Source organism: Cellulomonas algicola, assembly GCF_019024305.1.
Lineage (GTDB): Bacteria > Actinomycetota > Actinomycetes > Actinomycetales > Cellulomonadaceae > Cellulomonas > Cellulomonas algicola.
Window position 1 is genome coordinate 1 of record NZ_JAHKSJ010000002.1, and the last position, 22,965, is coordinate 22,965.

The 22,965-nt window shown below is 73.7% G+C and carries 22 protein-coding genes; 16 read left to right on the forward strand and 6 right to left on the reverse strand.

What is annotated here, in order from left to right:
- A partial coding sequence (locus KOV94_RS00050; protein WP_218050875.1) for a hypothetical protein occupies positions 1-518 on the forward strand: 518 nt, incomplete at its 5' end.
- A gap of 49 nt (positions 519-567) precedes the next feature.
- On the opposite strand, the gene disA is transcribed toward KOV94_RS00050, so the two are convergent.
- The 3 genes from disA to radA all read right to left on the reverse strand — a co-directional run bounded on the left by disA (position 568) and on the right by radA (position 3,328).
- Complete coding sequence (disA, locus tag KOV94_RS00055; protein ID WP_124344378.1) at positions 568-1,638, reverse strand: DNA integrity scanning diadenylate cyclase DisA; 1,071 nt, start codon at positions 1,636-1,638, stop codon at positions 568-570.
- Between the two features lie 89 nt (positions 1,639-1,727).
- The gene (locus KOV94_RS00060) at positions 1,728-1,934 is read right to left on the reverse strand and encodes a hypothetical protein (RefSeq protein ID WP_124344377.1); all 207 of its coding nucleotides are present in this window, start codon (positions 1,932-1,934) and stop codon (positions 1,728-1,730) included.
- Positions 1,931-3,328 (reverse strand): DNA repair protein RadA, encoded by a 1,398-nt coding sequence (gene radA, locus KOV94_RS00065; protein ID WP_124344376.1) that lies wholly within the window; start codon positions 3,326-3,328, stop codon positions 1,931-1,933. Before radA ends, KOV94_RS00060 begins: the two co-directional genes overlap by 4 nt.
- A 160-nt stretch (positions 3,329-3,488) precedes the next feature.
- Between radA and KOV94_RS00070 the strand changes: the two genes are divergently transcribed.
- The 8 genes from KOV94_RS00070 (at position 3,489) to nrdF (ending at position 13,258) form a co-directional block, all read left to right on the forward strand.
- Complete coding sequence (locus tag KOV94_RS00070; protein WP_200829823.1) at positions 3,489-4,142, forward strand: TetR/AcrR family transcriptional regulator; 654 nt, start codon at positions 3,489-3,491, stop codon at positions 4,140-4,142.
- Positions 4,135-5,064, forward strand: a complete 930-nt coding sequence (locus KOV94_RS00075) for an ABC transporter ATP-binding protein (protein WP_218050876.1) — start codon at positions 4,135-4,137, stop codon at positions 5,062-5,064. Before KOV94_RS00070 ends, KOV94_RS00075 begins: the two co-directional genes overlap by 8 nt.
- Positions 5,061-6,707, forward strand: a complete 1,647-nt coding sequence (locus KOV94_RS00080; RefSeq protein WP_124344374.1) for an ABC transporter permease — start codon at positions 5,061-5,063, stop codon at positions 6,705-6,707. Before KOV94_RS00075 ends, KOV94_RS00080 begins: the two co-directional genes overlap by 4 nt.
- Before the next feature lie 65 nt (positions 6,708-6,772).
- Positions 6,773-8,491: a hypothetical protein gene (locus KOV94_RS00085; RefSeq protein ID WP_218050877.1), complete on the forward strand. Its 1,719-nt coding sequence runs from the start codon at positions 6,773-6,775 to the stop codon at positions 8,489-8,491.
- Between the two features lie 631 nt (positions 8,492-9,122).
- Positions 9,123-9,368, forward strand: coding sequence for a glutaredoxin-like protein NrdH (gene nrdH / locus KOV94_RS00090; RefSeq protein WP_013772638.1), 246 nt, complete (start codon positions 9,123-9,125; stop codon positions 9,366-9,368).
- A gap of 206 nt (positions 9,369-9,574) precedes the next feature.
- Positions 9,575-9,991 (forward strand): class Ib ribonucleoside-diphosphate reductase assembly flavoprotein NrdI, encoded by a 417-nt coding sequence (nrdI, locus tag KOV94_RS00095; RefSeq protein ID WP_218050878.1) that lies wholly within the window; start codon positions 9,575-9,577, stop codon positions 9,989-9,991.
- Positions 9,961-12,108 (forward strand): class 1b ribonucleoside-diphosphate reductase subunit alpha, encoded by a 2,148-nt coding sequence (gene nrdE / locus KOV94_RS00100; protein ID WP_218050879.1) that lies wholly within the window; start codon positions 9,961-9,963, stop codon positions 12,106-12,108. The genes nrdI and nrdE overlap by 31 nt, the downstream gene beginning before the upstream one ends.
- Positions 12,109-12,277: 169 nt before the next feature.
- Positions 12,278-13,258 (forward strand): class 1b ribonucleoside-diphosphate reductase subunit beta, encoded by a 981-nt coding sequence (gene nrdF / locus KOV94_RS00105; RefSeq protein ID WP_210728346.1) that lies wholly within the window; start codon positions 12,278-12,280, stop codon positions 13,256-13,258.
- 63 nt (positions 13,259-13,321) lie between these two features.
- On the opposite strand, the gene KOV94_RS00110 is transcribed toward nrdF, so the two are convergent.
- Positions 13,322-14,329 (reverse strand): helix-turn-helix transcriptional regulator, encoded by a 1,008-nt coding sequence (locus KOV94_RS00110; protein WP_218050880.1) that lies wholly within the window; start codon positions 14,327-14,329, stop codon positions 13,322-13,324.
- Between the two features lie 101 nt (positions 14,330-14,430).
- Between KOV94_RS00110 and KOV94_RS00115 the strand changes: the two genes are divergently transcribed.
- The 7 genes from KOV94_RS00115 (at position 14,431) to KOV94_RS00145 (ending at position 20,944) form a co-directional block, all read left to right on the forward strand.
- Positions 14,431-14,883, forward strand: coding sequence for a VOC family protein (locus KOV94_RS00115; protein WP_218050881.1), 453 nt, complete (start codon positions 14,431-14,433; stop codon positions 14,881-14,883).
- Positions 14,884-14,975: 92 nt separating this feature from the next.
- A complete protein-coding gene (locus KOV94_RS00120; RefSeq protein WP_218050882.1) occupies positions 14,976-15,734 on the forward strand; it encodes a DUF6920 family protein in 759 nt (252 codons plus the stop codon).
- Between the two features lie 57 nt (positions 15,735-15,791).
- Positions 15,792-16,121, forward strand: coding sequence for a hypothetical protein (locus tag KOV94_RS00125; protein WP_218050883.1), 330 nt, complete (start codon positions 15,792-15,794; stop codon positions 16,119-16,121).
- Positions 16,122-16,220: 99 nt separating this feature from the next.
- Positions 16,221-17,198, forward strand: coding sequence for an aldo/keto reductase (locus KOV94_RS00130; RefSeq protein WP_218050884.1), 978 nt, complete (start codon positions 16,221-16,223; stop codon positions 17,196-17,198).
- A 200-nt stretch (positions 17,199-17,398) separates the two neighbouring features.
- On the forward strand, positions 17,399-19,105 hold the full coding sequence (locus tag KOV94_RS00135) for a methyl-accepting chemotaxis protein (RefSeq protein ID WP_225915893.1): 1,707 nt from the start codon (positions 17,399-17,401) through the stop codon (positions 19,103-19,105).
- 236 nt (positions 19,106-19,341) lie between these two features.
- The gene (locus KOV94_RS00140) at positions 19,342-19,641 is read left to right on the forward strand and encodes a DUF1540 domain-containing protein (protein WP_124344396.1); all 300 of its coding nucleotides are present in this window, start codon (positions 19,342-19,344) and stop codon (positions 19,639-19,641) included.
- Between the two features lie 196 nt (positions 19,642-19,837).
- A complete protein-coding gene (locus KOV94_RS00145; protein WP_218050885.1) occupies positions 19,838-20,944 on the forward strand; it encodes a DUF2510 domain-containing protein in 1,107 nt (368 codons plus the stop codon).
- Positions 20,945-21,013: 69 nt separating this feature from the next.
- Here the strand turns inward: KOV94_RS00145 and KOV94_RS00150 are convergent, their stop codons facing one another.
- Complete coding sequence (locus KOV94_RS00150) at positions 21,014-21,892, reverse strand: phosphotransferase (RefSeq protein WP_124344600.1); 879 nt, start codon at positions 21,890-21,892, stop codon at positions 21,014-21,016.
- Between the two features lie 133 nt (positions 21,893-22,025).
- Positions 22,026-22,799: a hypothetical protein gene (locus KOV94_RS00155; protein WP_124344599.1), complete on the reverse strand. Its 774-nt coding sequence runs from the start codon at positions 22,797-22,799 to the stop codon at positions 22,026-22,028.
- Positions 22,800-22,965: the final 166 nt, after the last annotated feature.

The following is a 22,965-nucleotide window of genomic DNA, read 5'->3' on the forward strand; positions in this document are numbered from 1 at the left end:
GCGGCTCGGCGACGCCGCCCGCCGACGCCTCGCCGAAGGACACGCCGTCGTCGGAGCCGAAGCCCCCGGCCGAGACGCCCGCGGCCGACGACGGCGACGAGGGCACCGAGGACACCTCAGGCGTCCCGCCGACCTGCACGCCCGAGGTCCTCGCGCTCGCGATCGCCGCGACCGCCGAGTCCTTCCCCGAGGGCACGAGCCCGTCGTTCACGGTCAGCATCACCAACACCGGCACGCAGCCGTGCGTGGTCGACGCGGGCGACACGCAGCGGGAGATCGTCATCACCTCCGGTGTGGACCGCGTCTGGTCGTCGAAGGACTGCCCGGTCGCGGGCAACGAGACCCGCACGCTGCTGCTCGCGGGTGGCGCGGCCGACGAGTCGACGCTCGCGTGGAACCGGGTCCGCTCCGCCCAGGGCTGCCCGGCCGACCAGCCGACGCCCGGCGCGGGCACCTACTCGGCGGCGTTCACGCTCGCGGGTGCGACGGCCACCCCGGTCGTCTTCGGCCTCGGCTGACCGGTTCGTCGGCGCGGGCCCACCCTGTGCGGGTCAGCCGATCGAGTCTCTAGACGTACCGCTCGAGGATCGACGACTCCGCGAGCCGGGACAGGCCCTCGCGCACCGCGCGCGCCCGCTGCTCGCCGACGCCGTCGACGGCCATGAGGTCGTCGATGCTGGCCGCGAGGAGCTTCTGCAGGCCGCCGAAGTGCGCGACGAGCCGGTCGACGATCGTGCCGGGCAGGCGGGGGACCTTCGACAGCAGCCGATAGCCGCGGGGGCCGGCGGCCGCGTCGAGGGCGTCGCCGCCGCCGGGCAGACCGAGCACGCGGGCGATGTGCGCGATGTCGAGCAGCTCGGTCGACGTGAGCTCGCCGAGCGCGGCGAGGACGGTGTCGACGTCGCGGCGGTGGGTGTCGACGTAGTCGCGGATGACGAGCGCGCGGTCCGACCCGAGCCCGCCGACGAGCTCGTCGAGCTGGAGCGTGAGGAGGCGTCCGTCGGTGCCGAGCTCGACGACGTAGCCCTCGATCTCCTCGGAGATGCGGCGGACCATCTCGAGCCGCTGGACGACGGTCGACACGTCGCGGACGGTGACGAGGTCCTCGATCTCGAGCGCCGAGAGCGTGCCGCTGACCTCGTCGAGGCGGGCCTTGTAGCGCTCGAGCGTCGCGAGGGCCTGGTTGGCGCGCGACAGGATCGTCGTGGAGTCCTCGAGCACGTGCCGCTGGCCGCCGACGTAGAGCGCGATGATCCGCATGGACGCGGACACCGAGATCACGGGGAAGCCGGTCTGCTTGGCGACGCGCTCGGCGGTGCGATGACGCGTGCCGGACTCGGACGTCTCGATGGTCTGGTCGGGCAGCAGCTGCACCGCTGCGCGGACGATGCGGTCCCCGTCGACGACGACGGCGCCGTCCATCTTGGCGAGCTCGCGCAGGCGGGTGGCGGAGAACTCGACGTCGAGCTCGAACCCGCCCGAGCAGATGCTGGCGACGAGGTCGTCGAAGCCGAGGACGATGAGGGCGCCCGTGCGGCCGCGCAGGATCCGCTCGAGGCCGTCGCGAAGCTCACCGCCGGGGGCCACGGCGGCGAGGGTGGACCTGAGCAGGTCGTCGGGGGCGTGCGAGGTCGGCACCTGAGCATGGTAACGAGCCGTGTCGAGCGAGTTCCGGACGACCCGCCTGACGGGCACGACGAGTGCGGAGGTCCGCCCGTTCGCCACGCTCACAGGGCGGGCAGCTTGCGGTGGTCGACGATCGCCGTCTCGACGCCGCACGTGGTGCACCGCAGCCGGTGGACGGTGCTCTCCACGTCGGTCCAGAGCACGACGGGCTTCGGCTCCCAGACGACGTCCCGATGCGCGCAGGCCGCGTCGCCCTCGCGAGCTCCGTCGTGCTCCGCCGCCTCCCCGTGCTCGTGCTCCCCGCTCACGCGCCGATCCCGGCGGCGCTGACGGCCTGCGCGAGGTCGCCGACCTGGAGCACGCGGATGCCGTCGGGCGGGGCGACGCCGTCGAGCGACCCGGCGGGTACGACGGCCCGCGTGAACCCGAGCCGCGCGGCCTCCGACAACCGACGGCCGACGCCGGACACGCTGCGGATCTCCCCGGCCAATCCGACCTCGCCGACGGCGACGAGCCCCTGCGGCAGCGCGGTGTTCTCGCGCGAGCTGACCGCGGCGAGCGCGAGCGCGAGGTCGGCGGCGGGCTCGACGACGCGGGCGCCCCCGACGGTCGACACGTAGACGTCCTGGTCGGCGAGCCGCGCGCCGAGGCGTCGCTGCAGCACGGCGAGCACCATCGCGAGCCGGGACGAGTCGACGCCGGAGGTCGTCCGGCGCGGGTTCGGCACCGCGGACGGCGCGACGAGCGCCTGGACCTCGGTCGCGAGCGGTCGGCGTCCTTCGAGCGTGACGGTCAGGCAGGTGCCGGGGACGGCGGCGTGCGACCGCGACACGAACAGCCCGGACGGGTCGGCCAGTCCGACGATGCCGTTCTCGGACAGGTCGAAGCAGCCGACCTCGTCGGTCGGGCCGAAGCGGTTCTTGGTCGCGCGCAGCAGGCGGAGGCGGGAGTGCCGCTCGCCCTCGAACTGGCAGACGACGTCGACGAGGTGCTCGAGCGTGCGCGGCCCGGCGACGGACCCGTCCTTGGTGACGTGCCCGACGAGCACGACGGGCAGGTCGCGGGACTTCGCGGCGGCGATGACGGCGGCGGTGACCTCGCGGACCTGCGCGACGCCTCCCGCGGTGCCCTCGACGGCCGCGGACGCGATCGTCTGGACGGAGTCGAGGACGAGCAGGTCGGGGTCGACGACCTCGATGTGCCCGAGCACGGTCGCGAGGTCGGTCTCGTCCGCGAGCAGCAGCTGCTCGTGCAGCGCGCCGACGCGCCCGGCCCGCAGCCGCACCTGCCCGGCGGACTCCTCGCCGGTCACGTAGAGCACGCGACGTCCGCCACGCGCGGCCCGTGCGGCGACGTCGAGCAGCAGCGTCGACTTGCCCACGCCGGGCTCGCCCGCGAGGAGCACGACCGCACCGGGCACGATGCCGCCGCCGAGGACCCGGTCGAGCTCGTCGACGCCGGTCGGGCGGGCGCGCGCGGCCTCGACGTCGATCTCGCTGATCGGGCGCGCGGGGGAGCGCGTCGGCGCGGTCGCGACCGTGCGCGGGGCGCCGCCGCCGGGCCCGAGGTCCTCGCTCACCGTGCCCCACGCCTGGCACTCGCCGCACCGGCCGACCCACTTGGTGGCCGTCCAGCCGCACTCGGCGCAGCGGAAGCCGGGGCGGGCGCTGCGGTCGGCGCGCTTGGTGGTCGTCGTGCTCACGCCCGGCACCGTACCGACGGCCACCGACACACCCGGCTCGCCGCGCCCGACGCCCGCGCGCCACGGCGGACCGCGCTCGGCTCGCTCCACCCGGTGGCCCGCACGACGCCAGGACGGAGAGGCTTGCGTGAGTGCTGAACGGGTGTTTAGTGTGGTGAACGTGCGTTCAGCCTCCGACGACCTGACCGCCCGCGCCCGCATCCGGGACGCGGCCATCGCCCGCTGGGGCCGGGAGGGCTTCCGGGCGGGCATGCGCGCGATCGCCGCCGACGCGGGCGTCAGCGCCCCCCTCGTCGTCCACCACTTCGGTTCGAAGGACGCGCTGCGCGCCGCGTGCGACGAGCACGTCCTGCACCGCATCTTCGAGGAGAAGTCCGCGGCCGTCGCCGGCACCCCGCCCACCGACGTCGTCGCGAAGCTCGCGATGCTCGAGGAGTACGCCCCGCTGTTCGCGTACGTCGTGCGCAGCCTGCTCGACGGCGGCTCGCTCGCCGCGCGGTTCGTCGACGGGATGGTCGAGGACGCGGAGAAGTACCTGGAGGACGGCGTCGCCGCCGGCACGATCCGGCCGAGCCGCGACCCGCACGGACGCGCGCGAGCGCTCATCGCGACGACCGTCGGCACGATCGTCATGGCGCAGACCGACGCCGCCGCGGGACGCGGCCCGGCACCGACCGAGGACCCGACGGCCGCCATGAGGGCGATGTACGACAACGTGATGGTCGGCAGCCTCGAGCTCTACACGCACGGCCTGTTCACCGACAGCTCCTACCTCGACGCCTATCTCGCCTACGAGGAGAACCCCCATGAGTGACGCGATCGTCATCCGCGACCTGGTGAAGACGTTCGGTGCGAAGCGCGCGCTCGACGGCTTCGACCTCACGGTGCGGACCGGGGAGGTGCACGGCTTCCTCGGGCCGAACGGCGCGGGCAAGTCGACGACGATCCGGGTCCTGCTCGGGCTGCTGCGCGCGGACTCCGGTGAGGTGCGGCTGCTCGACGGTGACCCGTGGCAGGACGCGGTCGCGCTGCACCGCCGGCTCACGTACATCCCGGGCGACGTGAGCCTGTGGCCGAACCTGTCGGGCGGCGAGGCGATCGACGTGCTCGGGCGCCTGCGCGGCGGGCTCGACCCGCGTCGTCGGGCGGAGCTCGTCGAGCGCTTCGAGCTCGACCCGCGGATCAAGGGTCGCGCGTACTCGAAGGGCAACCGGCAGAAGGTCGCGCTCGTCGCGGCGCTCGCGACCGACGCGGAGCTGCTGCTCATGGACGAGCCGACGAGCGGCCTCGACCCGCTCATGGAGGCGGTGTTCCAGGACGTCGTCCGAGAGGCCGCGGCCGAGGGGCGGACCGTCCTGCTGTCGAGCCACATCCTCGCGGAGGTCGAGGCGCTGGCCGACCGCGTCACGATCATCCGCCAGGGGAAGGCGGTGCAGTCCGGGTCGCTCGACGAGCTGCGCGGGCTGACCCGCACGACGGTCGTCGCCGGTGTCCGCGACGGAGCGACCGCGGAGACGGCGCTCGGCGCGCTGCCGGGTGTCCACCACCTGCGCCGCGACGACGGCCACGTCACCGCGGACGTCGACACGGCCGCGCTCGACGAGGTGCTTGCCGTGCTGCCCCGGCTCGGCGTCACCTCGCTCGTGGCGCACCCGCCGACGCTCGAGGACCTGTTCCTGCGCGAGTACAGCGACGAGCTCGCGACGCTCGGCGTGCGGGAGGGCGACGCGCGATGACGACGACGACCGCACCGGCGCGGGTACCCGCCGCCGCGGAGCGCTCCGGACGTGACGACCCGCTCGTCGGGACGGGAGCCCTCGTCCGCGTCGCGCTGCGGTTCGACCGCTGGCGCATCCTCGTGTGGGCCGTCGCCGTCGCGGGGATGGTGCAGGTCTCCGTCGACGCCCTCGCGAACGTCTACGCCGACCCCGCGACGCGCGCCGCCCGCGCCACGCTCATCTCGTCTCCCGCGGCGACCGCGCTGGCCGGCCCGGGCTACGGGCTCGGCGACTACACGCTCGGCGCGATGACGGCGAACGAGATCGCACTGTGGGTCATGCTGCCCGTCGCGATCATGGCGATCCTCGCGGTGACGCGGCACCTGCGCGCCGCCGAGGAGGACGGCCGTCTCGAGCTCGTGCGGTCCGCCCCCGTCGGCCGGGACGCGCCGGTCGTCGCGGGGCTCGTCGCCGCGGTCGTCGCGACCCTCGCCGTCGGCGGGCTGACGTTCCTCGCGCTGCTGTCCACCGACCTCGACCCCGTGGGCTCCGCCGCGATGTGCGCGGGGGTCGTCATGGTCGGCCTCGTGTTCGCGGGCGTCTCGGCGGTCGCCTCGCAGCTCTCGTCGCACGGGCGCACCGCGTCGAGCCTCGGCATGGCGGCCCTCGGCGTCGCGTTCCTGCTGCGCGCGGTCGGCGACGTCCGCGGGCCCGAGAGCACGAGCGTCCTCACCTGGCTCTCGCCGTTCGGCTGGGCGCAGGCCACGCGCGCCTACGTCGACGAGCGCTGGTGGCCGCTGCTGATCGGCGTCGCCTTCGCGGCCCTGTGCGTGGCCGTCGCGTTCCGCCTCGTCGGGCGGCGCGACCTCGGCACCGGCCTCGTGCCCGAGCGCCTCGGCCGCCCGGCCGCGCGTCCCGCGCTCGCGGGCATGGCGGCGCTGACGCTGCGCCGGCAGACGGGCGCGATCGTGTCGTGGGGCATCGCGATCGTGCTGTGCGGCGCGCTCATCGGCGTCCTCGCCGGTGCGATCGTCGACTTCATCGAGGACGACGCGACCCTCGGCGAGATGTTCGGCAGCGGCACCGACGCCACCGCGGGCGCCTTCGCGCTCTACACGATGTTCCTCGCCGTGATGGCCGCGTCCTACGTCGTCACCGGCGTCGCGGCGGTCCGGCACGAGGAGGTCGCGACGCGCGGCGCCCGCGTGCTCGCCGGACCGGTGTCGCGGTGGCGCTGGCTCGGGACGCAGGTCGGTGTGGCGGGCGTCGCCGGTCTCGTCATCATGCTCGTCAGCGGCCTCGTCATGGGTGTCACGGCCGCGGCGAGCCTCGACGACCCCGCCCAGGTGGGCGTGCTCGTCGGCGCGGCTGCCGTCACGCTGCCCGGCATCGCGTGCGTGCTCGGGCTCGCCGTCCTCGTCTACGCCGTCGCCCCGCGACTGCTGGGGGTCGTGTGGGCGTACGTCGCCTACGTGGGTGTCGTCGGCATGTTCGGCGAGCTGCTGCCCGACGGGTCCGACGCGCTCTCCCCGTTCACCTACCTCCCCGGCCTGCCCGCCGACGAGATGGCGTGGTCGCCGGTCGTCGCCGTGACCGCCGTCGCGGCCGTGCTGCTCGCCGCCGGGTTCGCCGCCTTCCGGCGTCGCGACGTCGTCGGCTGAGCGCCCGTCGGTAGGCTGCGGAACGTCCGGCGGGCGTGCCGGGCAGGGCGAGCGATGGGAACCCGATGACCGAGACCGGCGGATCCGGCGGCAACACGAGCCCGCACTGGGGGCGGCTGGGCTGGGCGCCGACGGGTGCGACGGCTCCCGCCGACGGTGCCCCCGCGACGGCCGACGGCCCCGCGGCCGGTGGTCCGAGCACGCCGCCCCTGGTCCCCGCGGCCGTGGCCCCGGGTTCCGCGAACGCGCCGTACACGCCGACCACGACCGCGCCGTCCGCACCGGGCACGAACGCGCCGTCCGCACCGGGTGCGTCCGCGCCGTCCGCACCGGGCACGTCCGCACCGGGTACGACCGCGCCGTCCGCACCGGGTACGACCGCGCCGTCCGCACCGGGCGCGACCGCGGCGGCATCGACCGTGCCGGCCGACGCGACCGCGACCACGCCCGCGGACCCGCCGTCGGTCGCTGCGCCCCTGCCGCGGCGAACCGCCGCGGGGGCCGCGGACCCGTCTCCCGGTGCGGGCGCGCTCGCCGCCTTCAGGGCCGGCGCGGCGGCGGGTGCCGCCGCCGGTGCGGCGCCCACGACCGTGACCGCGGGCGCCCCGCCCACGACCGCGGGAGCCCCGCCCACGACCGCGGGCGCCCCGCCCGTCGGCCCGCCGCCCGGCCTCGTCCGGCCGGTGCCGTCCGCGGCGACCGCCGCGGGCGCCACCGCGCGTCCTGCGTTCACCGCGCCGACGCCGGCGGCCGTGCCCGCGAACGGGACGCCGCTGCCGACCCGCACGCCCACGACCGCCGTGGTGACATCGGCGGCCGGCCAGGCCACGCCGCCTCGCGCCACGCCGACTGCTCCGTCCGGTCCTGCCGCCGCCACGCCGACCGCTCCGTCCGGTCCTGCCGCCGCCACGCCGACCGCCTCGGCCGCGGGAGTGCCGTCTTCGGCGGACGCTGCCGGAGCGGCCCGTCCGGTCGACTCGCCGTCGGGTCTGCCCACGGCCCCGCCGACGGGACCTGCGACGGGCCCGTCGCGACGCGTCCCGGTCCGTCCGTCCTTCGGCAAGCCGTCGACGCGGCCGGTGAAGGCCGTCGCCGCCTCCGCCTCCGCGGCGACGGGCGCGGGGGACGAGTCCGGTGCGTCCTCCGGCGGCACGGGTGGCTCGGGCGGGCGGCCGCGCTGGCTGCTGCCGGCGATCATCGGTGCGGTCGTGGTCGTGATCGCTGTAGTCGTCGGGGGGATCCTGATGTCGCGGAACACCGGCGACGAGACGCCCCCGCCGGTGGCGAGCACGATCCTGCTGCCGTCGCCGACGCCGACGATCCAGCCCGCGGCCCGGACCGCGACGACGGCGTTCGCGACCGCGCTGCCGACGACGGTCCTCCAGTACGCGCTGACGGGCTCCGCGCCCGACGACGAGTGGCTGGCGGCCGGTGCGGTCGAGGCGTACACGGACACGTTCGGCGACGGCGCGGACGGCGACGTCGTCGTGCGGGCCGGGCAGTGGGAGACGCCGGAGGAGGCGTCGACCTTCGCCGCGCAGCTCGTCGCAGCCCTCCCCACGGCGGCGGCCGCGCCGAGCCCGTCCGCGACCGCCGGTCCGGCCGACGCCGGCCTGCCCCAGACGGGCGAGGTCGTCGCGGGTGGCACGCCGGCCGGGACGTACACGATCGTCGACGCCGGTGACGGCACCGGGGTCGCGGTGTGGACCAACGGCTCGTCGGTGTTCCACGTCGTCGCCCCGGTCGCGGACATCGCCGACCTCTACGCCGCCTTCCCGCTGTAGCGGCGTCCCGCACAGCTGCCCGTCGGGCCCCGGACGCGTCACGCGCCGGGGCCCGACGTCATCACGCGCCGGGGCCCGACGTCATCACGCGCCCACCCACGCCCCGACGTCCAGGCCCAGGACGCGACCCGGCGTCGAGCGTGTCCGGCGACGACTCGAGGCGGTCGTGCGTGGCCGCGCCCGGCCCGTCGTCGGGCGGCAGGTCGGGCCTGTGCGCGACCCTCGTCGGGCGCCGCCGGGGCTTCCGTCACCCGTCCGGGCGATTCGTCGCGAGACGTCCTGCAGCCCCTGCGGCGTGTCGCGCACCGGCGCGTCCGGGCGAACTGGACGCTGCCCTTGTGGACCCGGTTGTGCACGGTGCTGTGCGGCTGCTGGGGACGCCTGTGGACGGTCCGCGAACCCGCAGGTCGGGGGCTCTGTCGGACCTCGGCGATACCCTGGGTTCTCCACAGGGTGAAGTTGAACGACACGGATGTAACACAATCCCTAGTGGTGGCTTGTGAGTCGCACCCCTAGGTGTAGTGTTGAAGTCGACGCGGTGGGGGAACCGCGATCGGCTCCGCAAGGGGCCCACGGACCATCGCGACCCACTCCGGGGGGAGCGTCGCGCGAGAGTGAACTAGGAGCCACGATGACGATCACGGTCTACAGCAAGCCGGCGTGCGTGCAGTGCAACGCGACCTACCGCGCGCTCGACAAGCTGGGTGCCGAGTACACCGTCGTGGACATCAGCGAGGACGCCGACGCGCGTGACTACGTCATGTCGCTCGGCCACCTCCAGGCCCCCGTCGTGATCGTCGACGGCGACCACTGGTCGGGCTACCGCCCGGACCGCATCAAGGCGCTCGCCGACCGCATGGCCGCCGCCGTCGCCTGACGCACGCGGGCGGCCGGACGGGTCGCCCACCACGGACGCCCCGGGCCGGCGCAGGACTCGCACCGCGTCGGCCCGGCGGGCATCCGCCCCCGGTACCGGACACAGAAGAGGGTCGGCTCCGCCGTGCCCTCGCACCGACACCGCACCGACACCGCACATCGAGAGCGACGGTCCGACCGTCCGACCGGGGCGAGGGGAGCAGGCCGATGAGCTCGCTGGTCTACTTCTCCTCCGCCTCGAACAACACGCACCGCTTCGTGGAGAAGCTGGGCCTGCCCGCCCGGCGCATCCCGCTGCGGCCGACTGACCCGTTCCTGCACGTGACGGAGCCGTACGTCCTGGTCGTCCCCACCTACGGCGGTGGCAACGAGGGCGGCGCCGTGCCGCGGCAGGTCGTGAAGTTCCTCAACGACGAGGGCAACCGGTCGCTCATCCGCGGCGTCATCGCGGCGGGCAACACCCACTTCGGCGAGGCCTACTGCATCGCGGGGGACATCGTCGCGGCCAAGTGCCGCGTCCCCTACCTGTACGGGTTCGAGCTCATGGGAACGAACGAGGACGTGCACCGCGTCCGCGAGGGATTGAGGACATTTTGGCAGCGACAGTCGCAGATACCCGCGTAGAGCTGACGGGGCTGGACTACCACGCCCTGAACGCGATGCTGAACCTCTACGACGCGGACGGGAAGATCCAGTTCGACAAGGACCGGGAGGCGGCGCGGCAGTACTTCCTGCAGCACGTCAACCAGAACACGGTCTTCTTCCACGACCTCGACGAGAAGCTCGAGTACCTGGTCGAGAACAAGTACTACGACCCGGCGGTGCTCGCGCAGTACGACCGCGCGTTCATCAAGACGCTCTTCGAGTACGCGTACTCGAAGAAGTTCCGCTTCCAGACGTTCCTCGGCGCGTTCAAGTACTACACGTCGTACACGCTGAAGACGTTCGACGGGAAGCGGTACCTCGAGCGTTTCGAGGACCGTGTCTGCATGGTCGCGCTGAGCCTCGCCGAGGGTGACCAGGACTTCGCGATCAGCCTCGTCGACGAGATCGTCTCGGGCCGCTTCCAGCCGGCGACGCCGACGTTCCTCAACCTCGGCAAGGCGCAGCGCGGCGAGCCCGTCTCCTGCTTCCTGCTGCGCATCGAGGACAACATGGAGTCCATCGCGCGCGGCATCAACTCCGCCCTGCAGCTCTCCAAGCGTGGCGGCGGCGTCGCGCTCCTGCTCAGCAACATCCGCGAGCACGGCGCGCCCATCAAGCACATCGAGAACCAGAGCTCGGGCGTCATCCCCGTCATGAAGCTCCTCGAGGACTCGTTCTCGTACGCGAACCAGCTCGGCGCGCGCCAGGGCGCGGGTGCCGTGTACCTGCACGCGCACCACCCGGACATCTACCGGTTCCTCGACACCAAGCGCGAGAACGCCGACGAGAAGATCCGCATCAAGACGCTGTCGCTCGGCGTCGTCATCCCGGACATCACGTTCGAGCTGGCGAAGAAGAACGAGCCGATGTACCTGTTCTCGCCGTACGACGTCGAGCGCGTGTACGGGGTGCCGTTCGCGGACATCGACGTCTCGGAGAAGTACTACGAGATGGTCGACAACGCGGCGATCCGCAAGACGAAGATCAACGCGCGCGAGTTCTTCCAGACGCTCGCCGAGCTCCAGTTCGAGTCCGGCTACCCGTACGTGATGTTCGAGGACACGGTCAACCGTGCGAACCCCGTCAAGGGCAAGATCACGCACTCGAACCTCTGCTCGGAGATCCTCCAGGTGTCGACCCCGTCGACGTTCAACGAGGACCTCTCCTACAAGGAGGTCGGCCGCGACATCTCCTGCAACCTCGGCTCGATGAACATCGCGCTCGCGATGGACGGCCCGGACTTCGGCAAGTCGGTCGAGACCGCGATCCGTGCGCTGACGGCCGTCTCCGACCAGACGGACATCGAGTCGGTGCCGTCGGTCAAGCGCGCCAACCGCGGCGGCCACGCCATCGGCCTCGGGCAGATGAACCTGCACGGCTACCTGGCGCGCGAGCGGATCTTCTACGGGTCCGACGAGGGCCTCGACTTCACGAACATCTACTTCTACACGGTCGCCTACCACGCGATCCGTGCGTCGAACCTGCTCGCGCAGGAGCGGAAGCAGGCGTTCTACGGGTTCGAGGACTCGAAGTACGCGACGGGCGAGTACTTCCAGAAGTACGTCGAGAAGGAGTGGGCGCCGCGCACCGAGCGCATCCGTGCGCTCTTCGCGGACGCCGGCGTGCACATCCCGACGCAGGACGACTGGCGTCAGCTGGCCGCCTCCGTCAAGGAGCACGGCATCTACAACCAGAACCTGCAGGCGGTCCCGCCGACCGGCTCGATCTCGTACATCAACCACTCGACGTCGTCGATCCACCCGATCGCGTCGAAGATCGAGATCCGCAAGGAAGGCAAGATCGGCCGCGTCTACTACCCGGCGCCGTTCATGACGAACGACAACCTGGAGTACTACCAGGACGCGTACGAGATCGGCTACGAGAAGGTCATCGACACCTACGCCGAGGCGACGCAGCACGTCGACCAGGGCCTGTCGCTGACGCTGTTCTTCAAGGACACGGCGACGACCCGTGACCTCAACCGGGCGCAGATCTACGCCTGGAAGAAGGGCATCAAGACGATCTACTACATCCGCCTCCGCCAGCTCGCCCTGGAGGGCACGGAGGTCGAGGGCTGCGTCAGCTGCATGCTGTGATTGATCGACGCCCTCCTCGTCGGTCCGCCGTGGTGACCTCACCTCCGAGCGGACCGACGAGGGCGCCGGCTCCGGCGTGGTGGGCGTCAAGGCCGCCGAAGGCGGCCCGGGCAGAGTCGGCGCCCTCGTCGGGCCGCGGACGGGACCACACGAGAAGGAACGACGGGACATGACCCCCACGGGGAAGCTGAAGCTGATCGACCGCGTGTCGGCGATCAACTGGAACCGGCTCGAGGACGAGAAGGACGCCGAGGTCTGGGACCGGCTCGTCGGCAACTTCTGGCTGCCGGAGAAGGTGCCGGTGTCGAACGACATCCAGTCGTGGGCGACGCTCACCGAGCAGGAGAAGACGCTCACGATGCGCGTCTTCACCGGCCTGACGCTGCTCGACACGATCCAGGGCACGGTCGGCGCGGTCAGCCTGATCCCGGACGCGATCACGCCGCACGAGGAGGCCGTCTACACGAACATCGCGTTCATGGAGTCGGTGCACGCCAAGTCGTACTCGTCGATCTTCTCGACGCTGTGCTCCACCAAGGAGATCGACGAGGCGTTCCGCTGGTCGGAGGAGAACCCGAACCTCCAGCGCAAGGCCGAGATCGTCATGCAGTACTACAAGGGCGACTCGCCGCTGAAGCGGAAGGTCGCGAGCACGCTGCTCGAGTCGTTCCTCTTCTACTCGGGCTTCTACCTGCCCATGTACTGGTCGAGCCGCGCGAAGCTCACGAACACGGCCGACCTGATCCGGCTGATCATCCGTGACGAGGCGGTGCACGGGTACTACATCGGCTACAAGTTCCAGAAGGGCCTCGAGGCGCTGTCGGCCGAGGAGCGCCAGGAGCTCAAGGACTACACGTTCGAGCTGCTCTTCGAGCTGTACGACAACGAGGTGGAGTACACGCAGGACCTGTACGACGGCGTCGGTCTGACCGAGGACGTCAAGAAGTTCCTGCGCTACAACGCCAACAAGGCCCTGATGAACCTCGGCTACGAGGCGCTGTTCCCGCGCGACGAGACCGACGTGAACCCGGCGATCCTGTCGGCGCTGTCGCCGAACGCGGACGAGAACCACGACTTCTTCTCGGGGTCGGGCTCGTCGTACGTCATCGGCAAGGCCGTCAACACCGAGGACGAGGACTGGGACTTCTGATCCCGTCCTGACGCACGCCACGAGAGGCCCGCACCCCGCCCGGGGTCGCGGGCCTCTCGCGTGTCAGGACGGCCCGGCGGCGGCCGTCGCGGCGTTGCGGGCGGCGAGCCGGGCGAACGCGTCGGTCAGCTCGGGCGGGGACACGACGTCGACGTCGGTGTCGAAGCGGTTGAGCGACGCGGCGAGCGCGACCCACGACCACGAGCTGGTCGTGAGGCGGCAGCGGTCGGGGCCGAGGTCCTCGACGACCCCGTCGCCGACGAAGGGCCGGACGACAGCGGCGGGGCTGTGCAGGACGACCGTGCCGCGGCAGGGCGGGCCGCCGGTCGCGTCCCCCGCGCCCGCGTCGGAGCCCGCGAAGCGCGCGGCGACGTACGCGGCGACGTCACCGCCCGGCACCTCGCGCGGCGTGAAGCGCGGCCCGGTCGGCGTGCGCGGGGTGAGGCGGTCGGCGCGGAACAGGCGCCAGTCGTCGCGGTCGAGGTCCCACGCGACGAGGTACCAGCGGCCGCGCGACGCGACGAGGTGGTGCGGCTCGACGCGCCGCGGCGGACCGGTCGCCGCCGGTGTGCCGGCGCGTGGGTCGGCGTGGTCGAACCGCAGGACCTCGTGGGCCCGGACGGCGGCGGAGATCGCGACGAGGACGTCGGGGGCGACGGGGTCGGCGGCACCTGGTCGACCAGCAGCCGGGAGCGTCGTGAACGTCAGGGCGTCGAGCCGGTGGCGCAGCCGCGACGGCATCACCTGACGCACGGTGCCGAGCGCGCGCACCGCGGCCTCGTCGATCGCAGCCCCGGTTGCCGTCGCGGCCTGCAGCGCCACGGCGAGGGCGACCACCTGGTCGTCGTCGAGGAGCAGCGGCGGCACCTCCGACCCGGCCTCGAGCCGGTAGCCGCCGTCGGGTCCCATCGTCGCCTCGATCCGGTAGCCCATCGCGCGCAGCCGGTCGACGTCGCGGCGCACGGTCCGGCGGCTGATGCCGAGGCGGTCGGCCAGGAGCGAGCCCGGCCACGCGCGGCGCGTCTGCAGCAGCGAGAGCAGCCGCAGCAGGCGGGAGGTCGTCGTCGCCATGCCGTGAGCCTAGGGGCGAAGTAGGACCGAACCTGACCTACACGCACGGAAGGGTGGTGGTCACCGGGATCGACCCGGGCGAGCACCCGTCAGGAGCGGACATGACCCTCACCACCACCACGCACCTCAATTTCCGCGGCGACGCCCGCGCGGCTCTCGACCTGTACGCCGCGGCCGTCGGCGGGCGCGTCCCCGTGACCACCGACGCCGAGCTCGGCATGCCCGCCGACGCGCCCGGTGCCGACGGCGTCGTCTTCGGGCTCGTCGAGGCCGACAACGGGTTCCGGGTCATGGCGTACGACGTCCCCGGCGCACCGGGCCCGGCGCAGACGGGCTCGACGCGGCGCGAGAACGGCGTCACCCTCACCGACCAGCCGTTCTTCGTCTCCGTCCGCGGCGCCTCGCTCGACGAGGTGCAGGCCGTCTGGGACGGTCTCGCGGACGGCGCGACGGTCGTCGAGCCGCTCGCCGCGTCGGCGTGGAGCGCGGGGTTCGGCATGCTCACCGACCGCTTCGGCGTGACGTGGGTGCTCGACGTGGCCACCCCCGCCTGACCTGAGCGGAAGGCGGGACCTTCGCCTCGCGCGACGGTCCCGCCCCGCTCGTAGCGTGCGGAGCAGGTCCCGACGGAGGGGGTGGAGGTCTCGTGTCCCGTCACACGCCGACGGCACGTGCGCGGCTCGACGACGTCCCGGGCCCGCGGCTCGGTGAACCGCTGCCGCGGTTCACGTCCGCCGGCACCGCCGGTCTTCCCGAGGCGACGAGGCGCTGGCTGCGGCACGCGATCGCCGAGGGCACGCCGCTGCACCGCTCGGCGGCACTGACGATGCACGGCGAGATCAGGATCGGCTCGTGGCGCCCCTTCACCGCGCGTCAGCTGATCGTCCCGGGCTCCGCGTTCGTGTGGCAGGCCCGGACCGCGATCCTCGGGCTGCCCGTGCGCGGCTTCGACCGCTACGTCGACGGCGTGGGCGAGATGCGTTGGCGGCTCGCGGGCGTCGTCCCGGTGCTGAGCGCCCAGGGCGACGACGTCACGCGCAGCGCGGCCGGGCGGCTCGCCGGGGAGGGCGCGCTCGTCCCGACGGCGTTCGGCGTGGCGACGTGGACCGCGGACCGCGACCACGACGCGTTCGTCGGGCGGTGGCTGATCGACGGCGACGAGCACGGCGTGCGGTTCGAGGTCGGACCGGACGGACGGCTGCGCCGCGTGACGATGGACCGGTGGGGCGACCCCGACGGACGCGGCCACGCGCTGCACCACTTCGGCGTGACCGTCGACGCCGAGGCGACGTTCCACGGCGTGACGATGCCCGGACGCTTCCGTGCGAGCTGGTGGGCGGGCTCCGAACCCGAGGAGGAGGGCGAGTTCTTCCGCGCGACGATCACGGACGCGTCGTTCTCCTGAGGCCGTCGCGGGGTGGATCTCGGGGACGTCCGCTTCCCCAGGAGGATGCTGGGTCCCATGGACCACGACGCACTGCACGACGTCCGACCCGTCACGACACGTCTCGTCGATCCGCGGGACATGACGCACGAGGTCACGGCCCCCGTCTTCCGGGTCACCTTCTGGACGGGGGAGCGTCACGACGACGACGGCACCCCGGCGAGCCAGGAGGCGACGTACGAGCTCGAGGGGGTCGACGTCGTCGAGGCGATCGCGTGGACGCGAGCTCACGCACGGACGGTGTCCCCGCTCGTCCTCGTGCAGCTCGCGGTCGTCGCCGACGACCCCCGGACGGACGGCCGCACGGCGATCAGCCTGTGGTCGTGGGACGGCATCGCGGATCGGTAGGCGACGCGCGAGGCGGACGGCTCGCGCCGCGCGCGCGGCGGGGTGAGGCTGGTCGTCGGCCCGGTGGACGCCGGCCGTACACAGCAACGAGGAGCTCGCATGGAGTACCGCCAGCTCGGCCGGACCGGCCTGAGGGTGTCGGAGATCGGGTACGGCGCGTGGGGGATCGGGGCGTCGCAGTGGAAGGGCGCGCAGGAGGACGAGTCGGTCGCGGCGCTGCGCCGCGCGATCGAGCTCGGCGTGAACTTCGTCGACACGGCGCGCGGGTACGGCGAGAGCGAGCGCATCGTCGGCAGCGTCCTGCGGGAGCACCCGGACGTGCTCGTCGCGACGAAGGTGCCGCCGAAGAACATGGTCTGGCCCGCGCCGGACGGGCTGCACCCGGACGAGACGTTCCCGGGCGAGCACGTCCGCGCGAGCCTCGAGACGAGCCTGCAGGCGTCGGGGCTCGATCACTTCGACGTGCTCCAGCTCCACGTCTGGTCCGACGAGTGGGTCGGCACGGGCGACTGGCTCGAGACGGTCGCGGCGCTCAAGGACGAGGGCAAGATCCGCTTCTTCGGAGTCTCGATCAACGACTACCAGCCGGAGAACGCGCTCGCCCTGGTCCGCAGCAGTGCGGTCGACACGGTGCAGGTCATCCACAACGCGTGGCACCAGCAGCCCGAGGAGCAGCTGCTGGGCGCGTGCGAGGAGCACGGCGTCGGCGTCATCGTGCGCGTCGCGCTCGACGAGGGCGGGCTGACGGGCCGGATCACGGCGGGCGCGACGTTCCCGGAGGGCGACTTCCGGACCACGTACTTCGGTGGCGACCGGCCGGCGCAGGTCGAGCAGCACGTGACGGCGCTCGTCGAGGACCTCGGCATCGACGTCGACGCGCTGCCCGACGTCGCGCTGCGGTACGTGCTGGACCACCCGGCGGTGTCGACGGTCATCGCGGGCATGCGGACCGTGCGGAACGTCGAGCGCAACGCGGCGACGAGCGACGGGCGGCGGCTCACCGAGGAGCAGCGTGCGGTGATCCGGCGGCACCGGTGGGAGCGGAACTTCTACCGGGCAATCGACGCCGAGGACTGATCGGCGGCCTCGGGCCCCGCGCACGCGGACGGGCGCGTCCGTCCGCTGCGCGGGGCAACCGTTCGCGCGTCCGGGCGACGGCGACCGGCGCCGGGCAGCCGGAACGGGCCGGGCGGGTCAACAGCGCGGCACCGCGGCCGATGAGGTCGGTGGGACCGGTGGCGACACACCGGTCGTCCGCGACCCAGGAGCACAGCCCCATGCCCGTCTTCACCCCGAAGCGCACCGCCGACGTCCCCACCCAGCGGTCGTCGCCCGAACCGACCGCCGAGCGCGGGGCCGCCACCAGCGGGGGCGCGGGTGCGAGGACGCGGCGCCGGCTCGTCGCGGACCGGTCCGTGCGGACCAAGATCCTCGGCCTGGTCGGGATGCTCGCGGCCGTCCTCGTCGCCGTCGGGGCGTTCGGCGTGATGTCGTTGAGCGCGCTCGCCGACCGGTCCGCCGCGACGTCGCGGGCGAGCTCCGAGGTCACCGGGCAGCTGGCGACCCTGTCGAACGCGCTGTGGACCGTGCGCAACGGCATCTCGAGCGTGCCCGGGTACCCGGACGACGAGGGCAAGCAGAAGGCGATGGCGGCGGTGCGTGCCGCGTACGCGTCGTTCGACTCGGCGACGGACGACTTCGCGGAGGTCTACGCGGGCGCCTACGGGTCGATGCCGCCCGAGTGGGACGCGTTCCTCGCACGCTACGACGAGTACAAGACCAGCGTGGACGCCGACGTCCTGCCGCCGGCGATGGACGACGACCGGGCCGCGTGGGCCGCGCAGAGCGACGAGACGGCCCGCGTGGGCATGAACCTCACCGCGTCCCTCGCGGACCTGAGCACGCACGTCGACGAGGCGGTCGCGCTGGACCAGGCGGACGCCGGTGCGGCGGCCTCGCTCGCGCGCTGGACCATGATCGGCGTCGCCGGGGCGGGCCTCGTGGTCGCGCTCGCGCTCGGCATGCTGTTCGCCCGCAGCGTCCGCCGCGCGGTCGGTGACGTGCAGAGGAGCGTCGACGCGCTCGCCACGGGCGACCTCACGGTGACAGCCCGGGTGCGCAGCGACGACGAGCTCGGCCGGATGGCCGCGGCGCTCGGCCGCGCGCAGTCGGCGCTGCGGACCACGCTCGCGGGCGTGACCGAGGCGTCCGGGACCGTCGCGACCGCGTCGGAGGAGATGTCGGCCGCCGGCGCGCAGGTCGCCGCCGGTGCGGAGGAGACGTCCGCGCAGGCCGGGGTCGTGGCGACGGCCGCCGACCAGGTGAGCCGCAACGTGCAGCTCATCGCCGCGGGCGCGGAGGAGATGGGCGCGTCGATCCGCGCGATCGCGGAGAACGCGAACGAGGCCGCACGCGTCGCGGAGGAGGCGACGGCCGTCGCGGCCCGCACCACCGACACCGTCGCCCGGCTCGGCACCAGCTCGCGCGAGATCGGCGACGTCGTCAAGGTCATCACGTCGATCGCCGCGCAGACCAACCTGCTCGCGCTCAACGCGACCATCGAGGCCGCGCGCGCCGGGGAGGCGGGCAAGGGGTTCGCGGTCGTCGCCGGGGAGGTCAAGGACCTCGCGCAGGAGACGGCGAACGCGACCGACGACATCGTCCGCCGGGTGCAGGCCATCCAGACGGACACCGAGGGCGCGGTCGCGGCGATCGAGCAGATCTCGCACATCGTCGCGCAGATCAACGACTACCAGCTCACGATCGCGTCGGCGGTCGAGCGGCAGACGGCGACGACGAACGAGATGTCGCGCGGCGTCGTCGAGGTCGCGACCGGCGCCGGCGAGATCGCGGCGAACATCACCGGCGTCGCTGCGGCGGCCCGGTCAACGACCGAGGTGCTCACGCAGATGGGCGAGTCGATCCGCGAGCTCGCGGTCATGGCGCAGGACCTCGAGGGCCGCATCACCGCGTTCACCTACTGACGAGGCCCGCGTCCTCGGCCGGCACGACCGGCGACGCGCTCGGGCGGCGGTCCGACGGCCGTGACCTGCGCGGGGACCGTCGCAGCGCGGTCCTGGACGCGCGGCCGAGTGAGGCTAGCCTCACCTGAAAAGCGGCTCTGACCTGCGCAGAGACCCCGGCGCTTCCCTAGGCAGGACGCGCGTGACGGGTCTAGCGTCGGTCAGGTACGCCCCGTCCCCGGATCGTGGAGGTACCGATGAGCACGCTGATGGACCTGCCCCCGGTCGCCGAGTGCTCGGTGGCCGGCTGTTCGTACAACGACCACTCGCACTGCCACGCGGCGGCGATCACGATCGGCGGGCACGCGGGCGACGCGGCCTGCGCGACGTTCATCCCGCTCGGCGTCAAGGGCGGGCTCGAGAAGGTCGTCACCCACGTCGGTGCGTGCCAGCGCGACGACTGCGTGCACAACTCCGCGCTCGAGTGCGCCGCCGACTCCGTCCGGGTCGGCGCCGGCCAGGACTCCGCGGACTGCCTCACCTACACGCCGCGCTGACCCGTCGCCGAGACCGCCCCACCCGATCGCCGGGTGCGGGCGGTCTCGTCGTCCCCGGGTGGTGTGGGCGGTTCGGTGCGTTTGACCGCCGCCGGGAAGGTGACGTGCGCCGTCCGGGCTCCCGCGGCCTCGGTCGACCTCCGTAGGGTGCGGCTGCCGCGTCTCCCGAGGCGGCTCTGGTCCGAAGGAGGCACGGGTGAGCGCACGCGCCGGCTGGTACGCCGTCCCCGCCGAGCCCGGCACCATGCGGTACTGGGACGGGTCCGCGTGGACCGAGCACCGGCAGCCGCTGCCGCCTCCCGCGGACAGCGTCCCGATCCCCGCGCCGGCGCCCGCCACGCCCGCCACGCCGGCCGCGGCCGCTCACCCGGGCCCCGCCGCACCCGCTCCCGCTCCCGCTCACGCCTCGACCCCGCCGACGCGTCCCACGCCGGCCCCCGCGCCCGCATCTCTGCCCGCCGTCGCGACCGTCGCCGGCACGACGGCCTGGTCCCCGACCCAGCCGTGGACACGCCCGACGACGCCCTCCCCGGTGGGTGGCCTCACAATCCCGCAGCCGAGCCGCCCCGCGGATCCGGCCGCCCGCAGCACGTCGACGACGGACATCGCCCCCTACCCCTCGCTGCCGCCGGGCTTCAACGGCCCGACGGGACCTGTCGCGGTCGTCCCGCCGCAGCTCGCGGGTGTGGCCGCGGACCTGTGGGCCTCGGCGTCGCGGTACGCGGCGAGCGAGCAGGGGCGCAGCGCGGGGGCGACGGCGGTCGGCGGCGCGCTGGTGGCGGACGGCATCGTCGGGTTCGGGCGGAACCGCGAGGGCCTCGGCGGCGCGGTCAAGATGATGCTGTTCGGGCTCGTCTTCTTCGCCCTCGGCATGTTCCTGGTGAAGCCGATGCTCATCGACGCGGGGACGGTCGGCTCGGGCGAGGCGAAGGCGGTCGGCACGGTCACGAACCGCAACGAGTCGCGCGACGACGACGGCGACCGGCTCTGCGCGCCCGACGCGACGTTCACGGTCGCCGGCACCGTCTACACCGCGTCGGCCGGCTACCGGTCGAGCGCGTGCCCGTCGGTCGGCGGCTCGGTCGACGTCATCTACGACGTCGCCCGCCCCGCGGACGCGCGCATCGCCCCCGACGCGACGTTCCGCCTGCTCGGCTGGGTGTTCCCGGCGGCCGGGCTGCTGTTCTTTGTCGTCGGCCTGTGGACGACCGTCGTCCGGGCGGGGCAGATCGGCGTCGGCGGTGCGCTGCTGCTGCGCGGCCTGCGCGGTCGCCGGTCCGCGGCGGGGGCCGGGACCCCCTGAACGACGACGAGGGCCACCTGCGCGCACCGGGTGGCCCTCGTCGTTCCCTCGCCTGGCGGCGAGAGGCTGTCAGTGCTCGGGCGGTGTCGCGACGGCGACGAGCTCCCGGATGAGCGCCGCGGCGGCGGGCACGAGCTCGCGCTCGCCGGCGACGAGCGACGGGTCCTGCGACCGGACGGCGGCGGCGTCGTCGAGCGCGCTGATCAGGTCGGTGCCGACGCACGTGAGGAACGCGGCGAGCAGCGCGCGCGCCGCGGCGGAGTACTCGCCCCCGGCGTCGACGACGACCTCCGCGATGATGAGCGCGGTGAGCGCGACGTCGAGCTCGGCCGGGCCGCTGCGGGCGTTCGACCAGTCGATGAGCGCGGGTCCGTGCGCCTCGCTGAGGATCACGTTGGCGGGGTGCAGGTCGAGGTGCACGACCGTCGGGCCGCCGGTGACGTGCGGCCACTGCGACCGCGTGTCGCTCCAGCCGTCGGGCGCGGGGATCTCGTGCAGCCGACGGTGCAGGTCGGCGAGGATCTGCGCGCCGTCGTGGATCGACACCTCGCCCGCCGTGAGCGCCTGGAGCAGGGTCGGCCCGTGCAGCCGCTCCGCGACCAGGTCCGGCCCGTGCACGCCGAGCACGGCGGGGGCGGGGAAGCCGTGCGCGACGACGTGCCGCAGGATCTCGGCCTCGCCCGTCGCGTCGCGCCCGTCGCGGTCGCGCCGCAGGACGCGCCGGTCGTCGAGCGCGTAGACGTCTGCGACGGTCCCGGTCGCGAGCAACGGCCCGGGCGGGTCGGCGCTGAGGTCGACGTCGAGGTCCTCGAGGTCGGACGGGACGCCGGGGTGGTGGGGCTGCGTCGGGACGGCGGGGCCGCTCGTGGACGCTCCCTCGCCGGCCGGGTGAGGGGCGGACGCGTCGCCTGCGGGTGCAGGGTCAGGGGCGAGCTCGGCGGGGTTCATACACAGACGGTAGACGCATCCGCCCGGCTTGTCCCGGGCACCCGTCCGACTCCGCGCTGACCTGCGCCGGAGCGACAGTTGAACCGTCGCCTATCGGCGCTTGACCTTCGACGCTCCTCCGCGCGGGAGCCGATCAGGGGCGTGAGACCCGCCGCAACGTGTGCACCGCCGCCTCGTGCGTGGCCGGCAGCCGCTCGACCCAGACGCGGACGGGCTGCCGGGTCGCTGCTCTGACCTCGAGGCGGTCGACCCTCCGCGCGATCTCGACCTGCAGCCGCTGCACGCGCTCCTCGAGCGGGTCCTGCCGCCGCGACAGCACCGCGAACACGCCGCCGCCGAGCGTGGCCATCGGGTGGCCGTCGCCGAACGTGGCCGTCATCGCCGCACCGACCGCGGCCGACCGGGCCGCGCGCGTGAACGGGTCGACCGCGCCCGCAGCGACGTCGACGATGACCAGGTGGTGCGACTCCTGCGCGGGCAGCGCGGCACGCTCGCCGTCCTGGTAGGTCTCGGCGAGCCGGACCGCGAGGTACTGCCGCGTCGGCAGGCCGGACTCGGGGTCGAGGGACGTGCCCACCGACACGGCCGCGGCCTGCGCGTCGGCCCAGCCGTCGCACAGCGCACGCACCGCGAGCAGCGGGGGCTGCGCCTCGCCGCGCGAGCGGTACAGGCACGCGAGGTCGTCGATCGTCTCGGCGATCCCGACCCCGTCGTAGCCGCGGGCACGGCCGAGCTCGGCGGCCGCGAGCGTCGGGTCGCGGTCACCGAGGACCGCGCCGGCCAGGTCGTCGACCGCGGGGTGGTACCAGTCCGCGGGCCGCAGCCAGACCGAGCCGAGGCTCTCGTGCCGCCAACGCTCGCGCAGCGCCACGCCCGCGGCGTCGTCCCTGCCGATGTCTGTCGTCACGCCGGATGAGAGGGCGCCACCCGCCGGCGGTGACGCGGGATGCGGAACTTTTCACCCACCCGTTCGAGCGCTTTCCCCGCCGCTCGCCGCCCGGAACCGCCGGAGCATCCCGTACGTTGCAATTGGGCGATTGCGGTCTGGACACCCGATCCATCCGTTGTGGCAG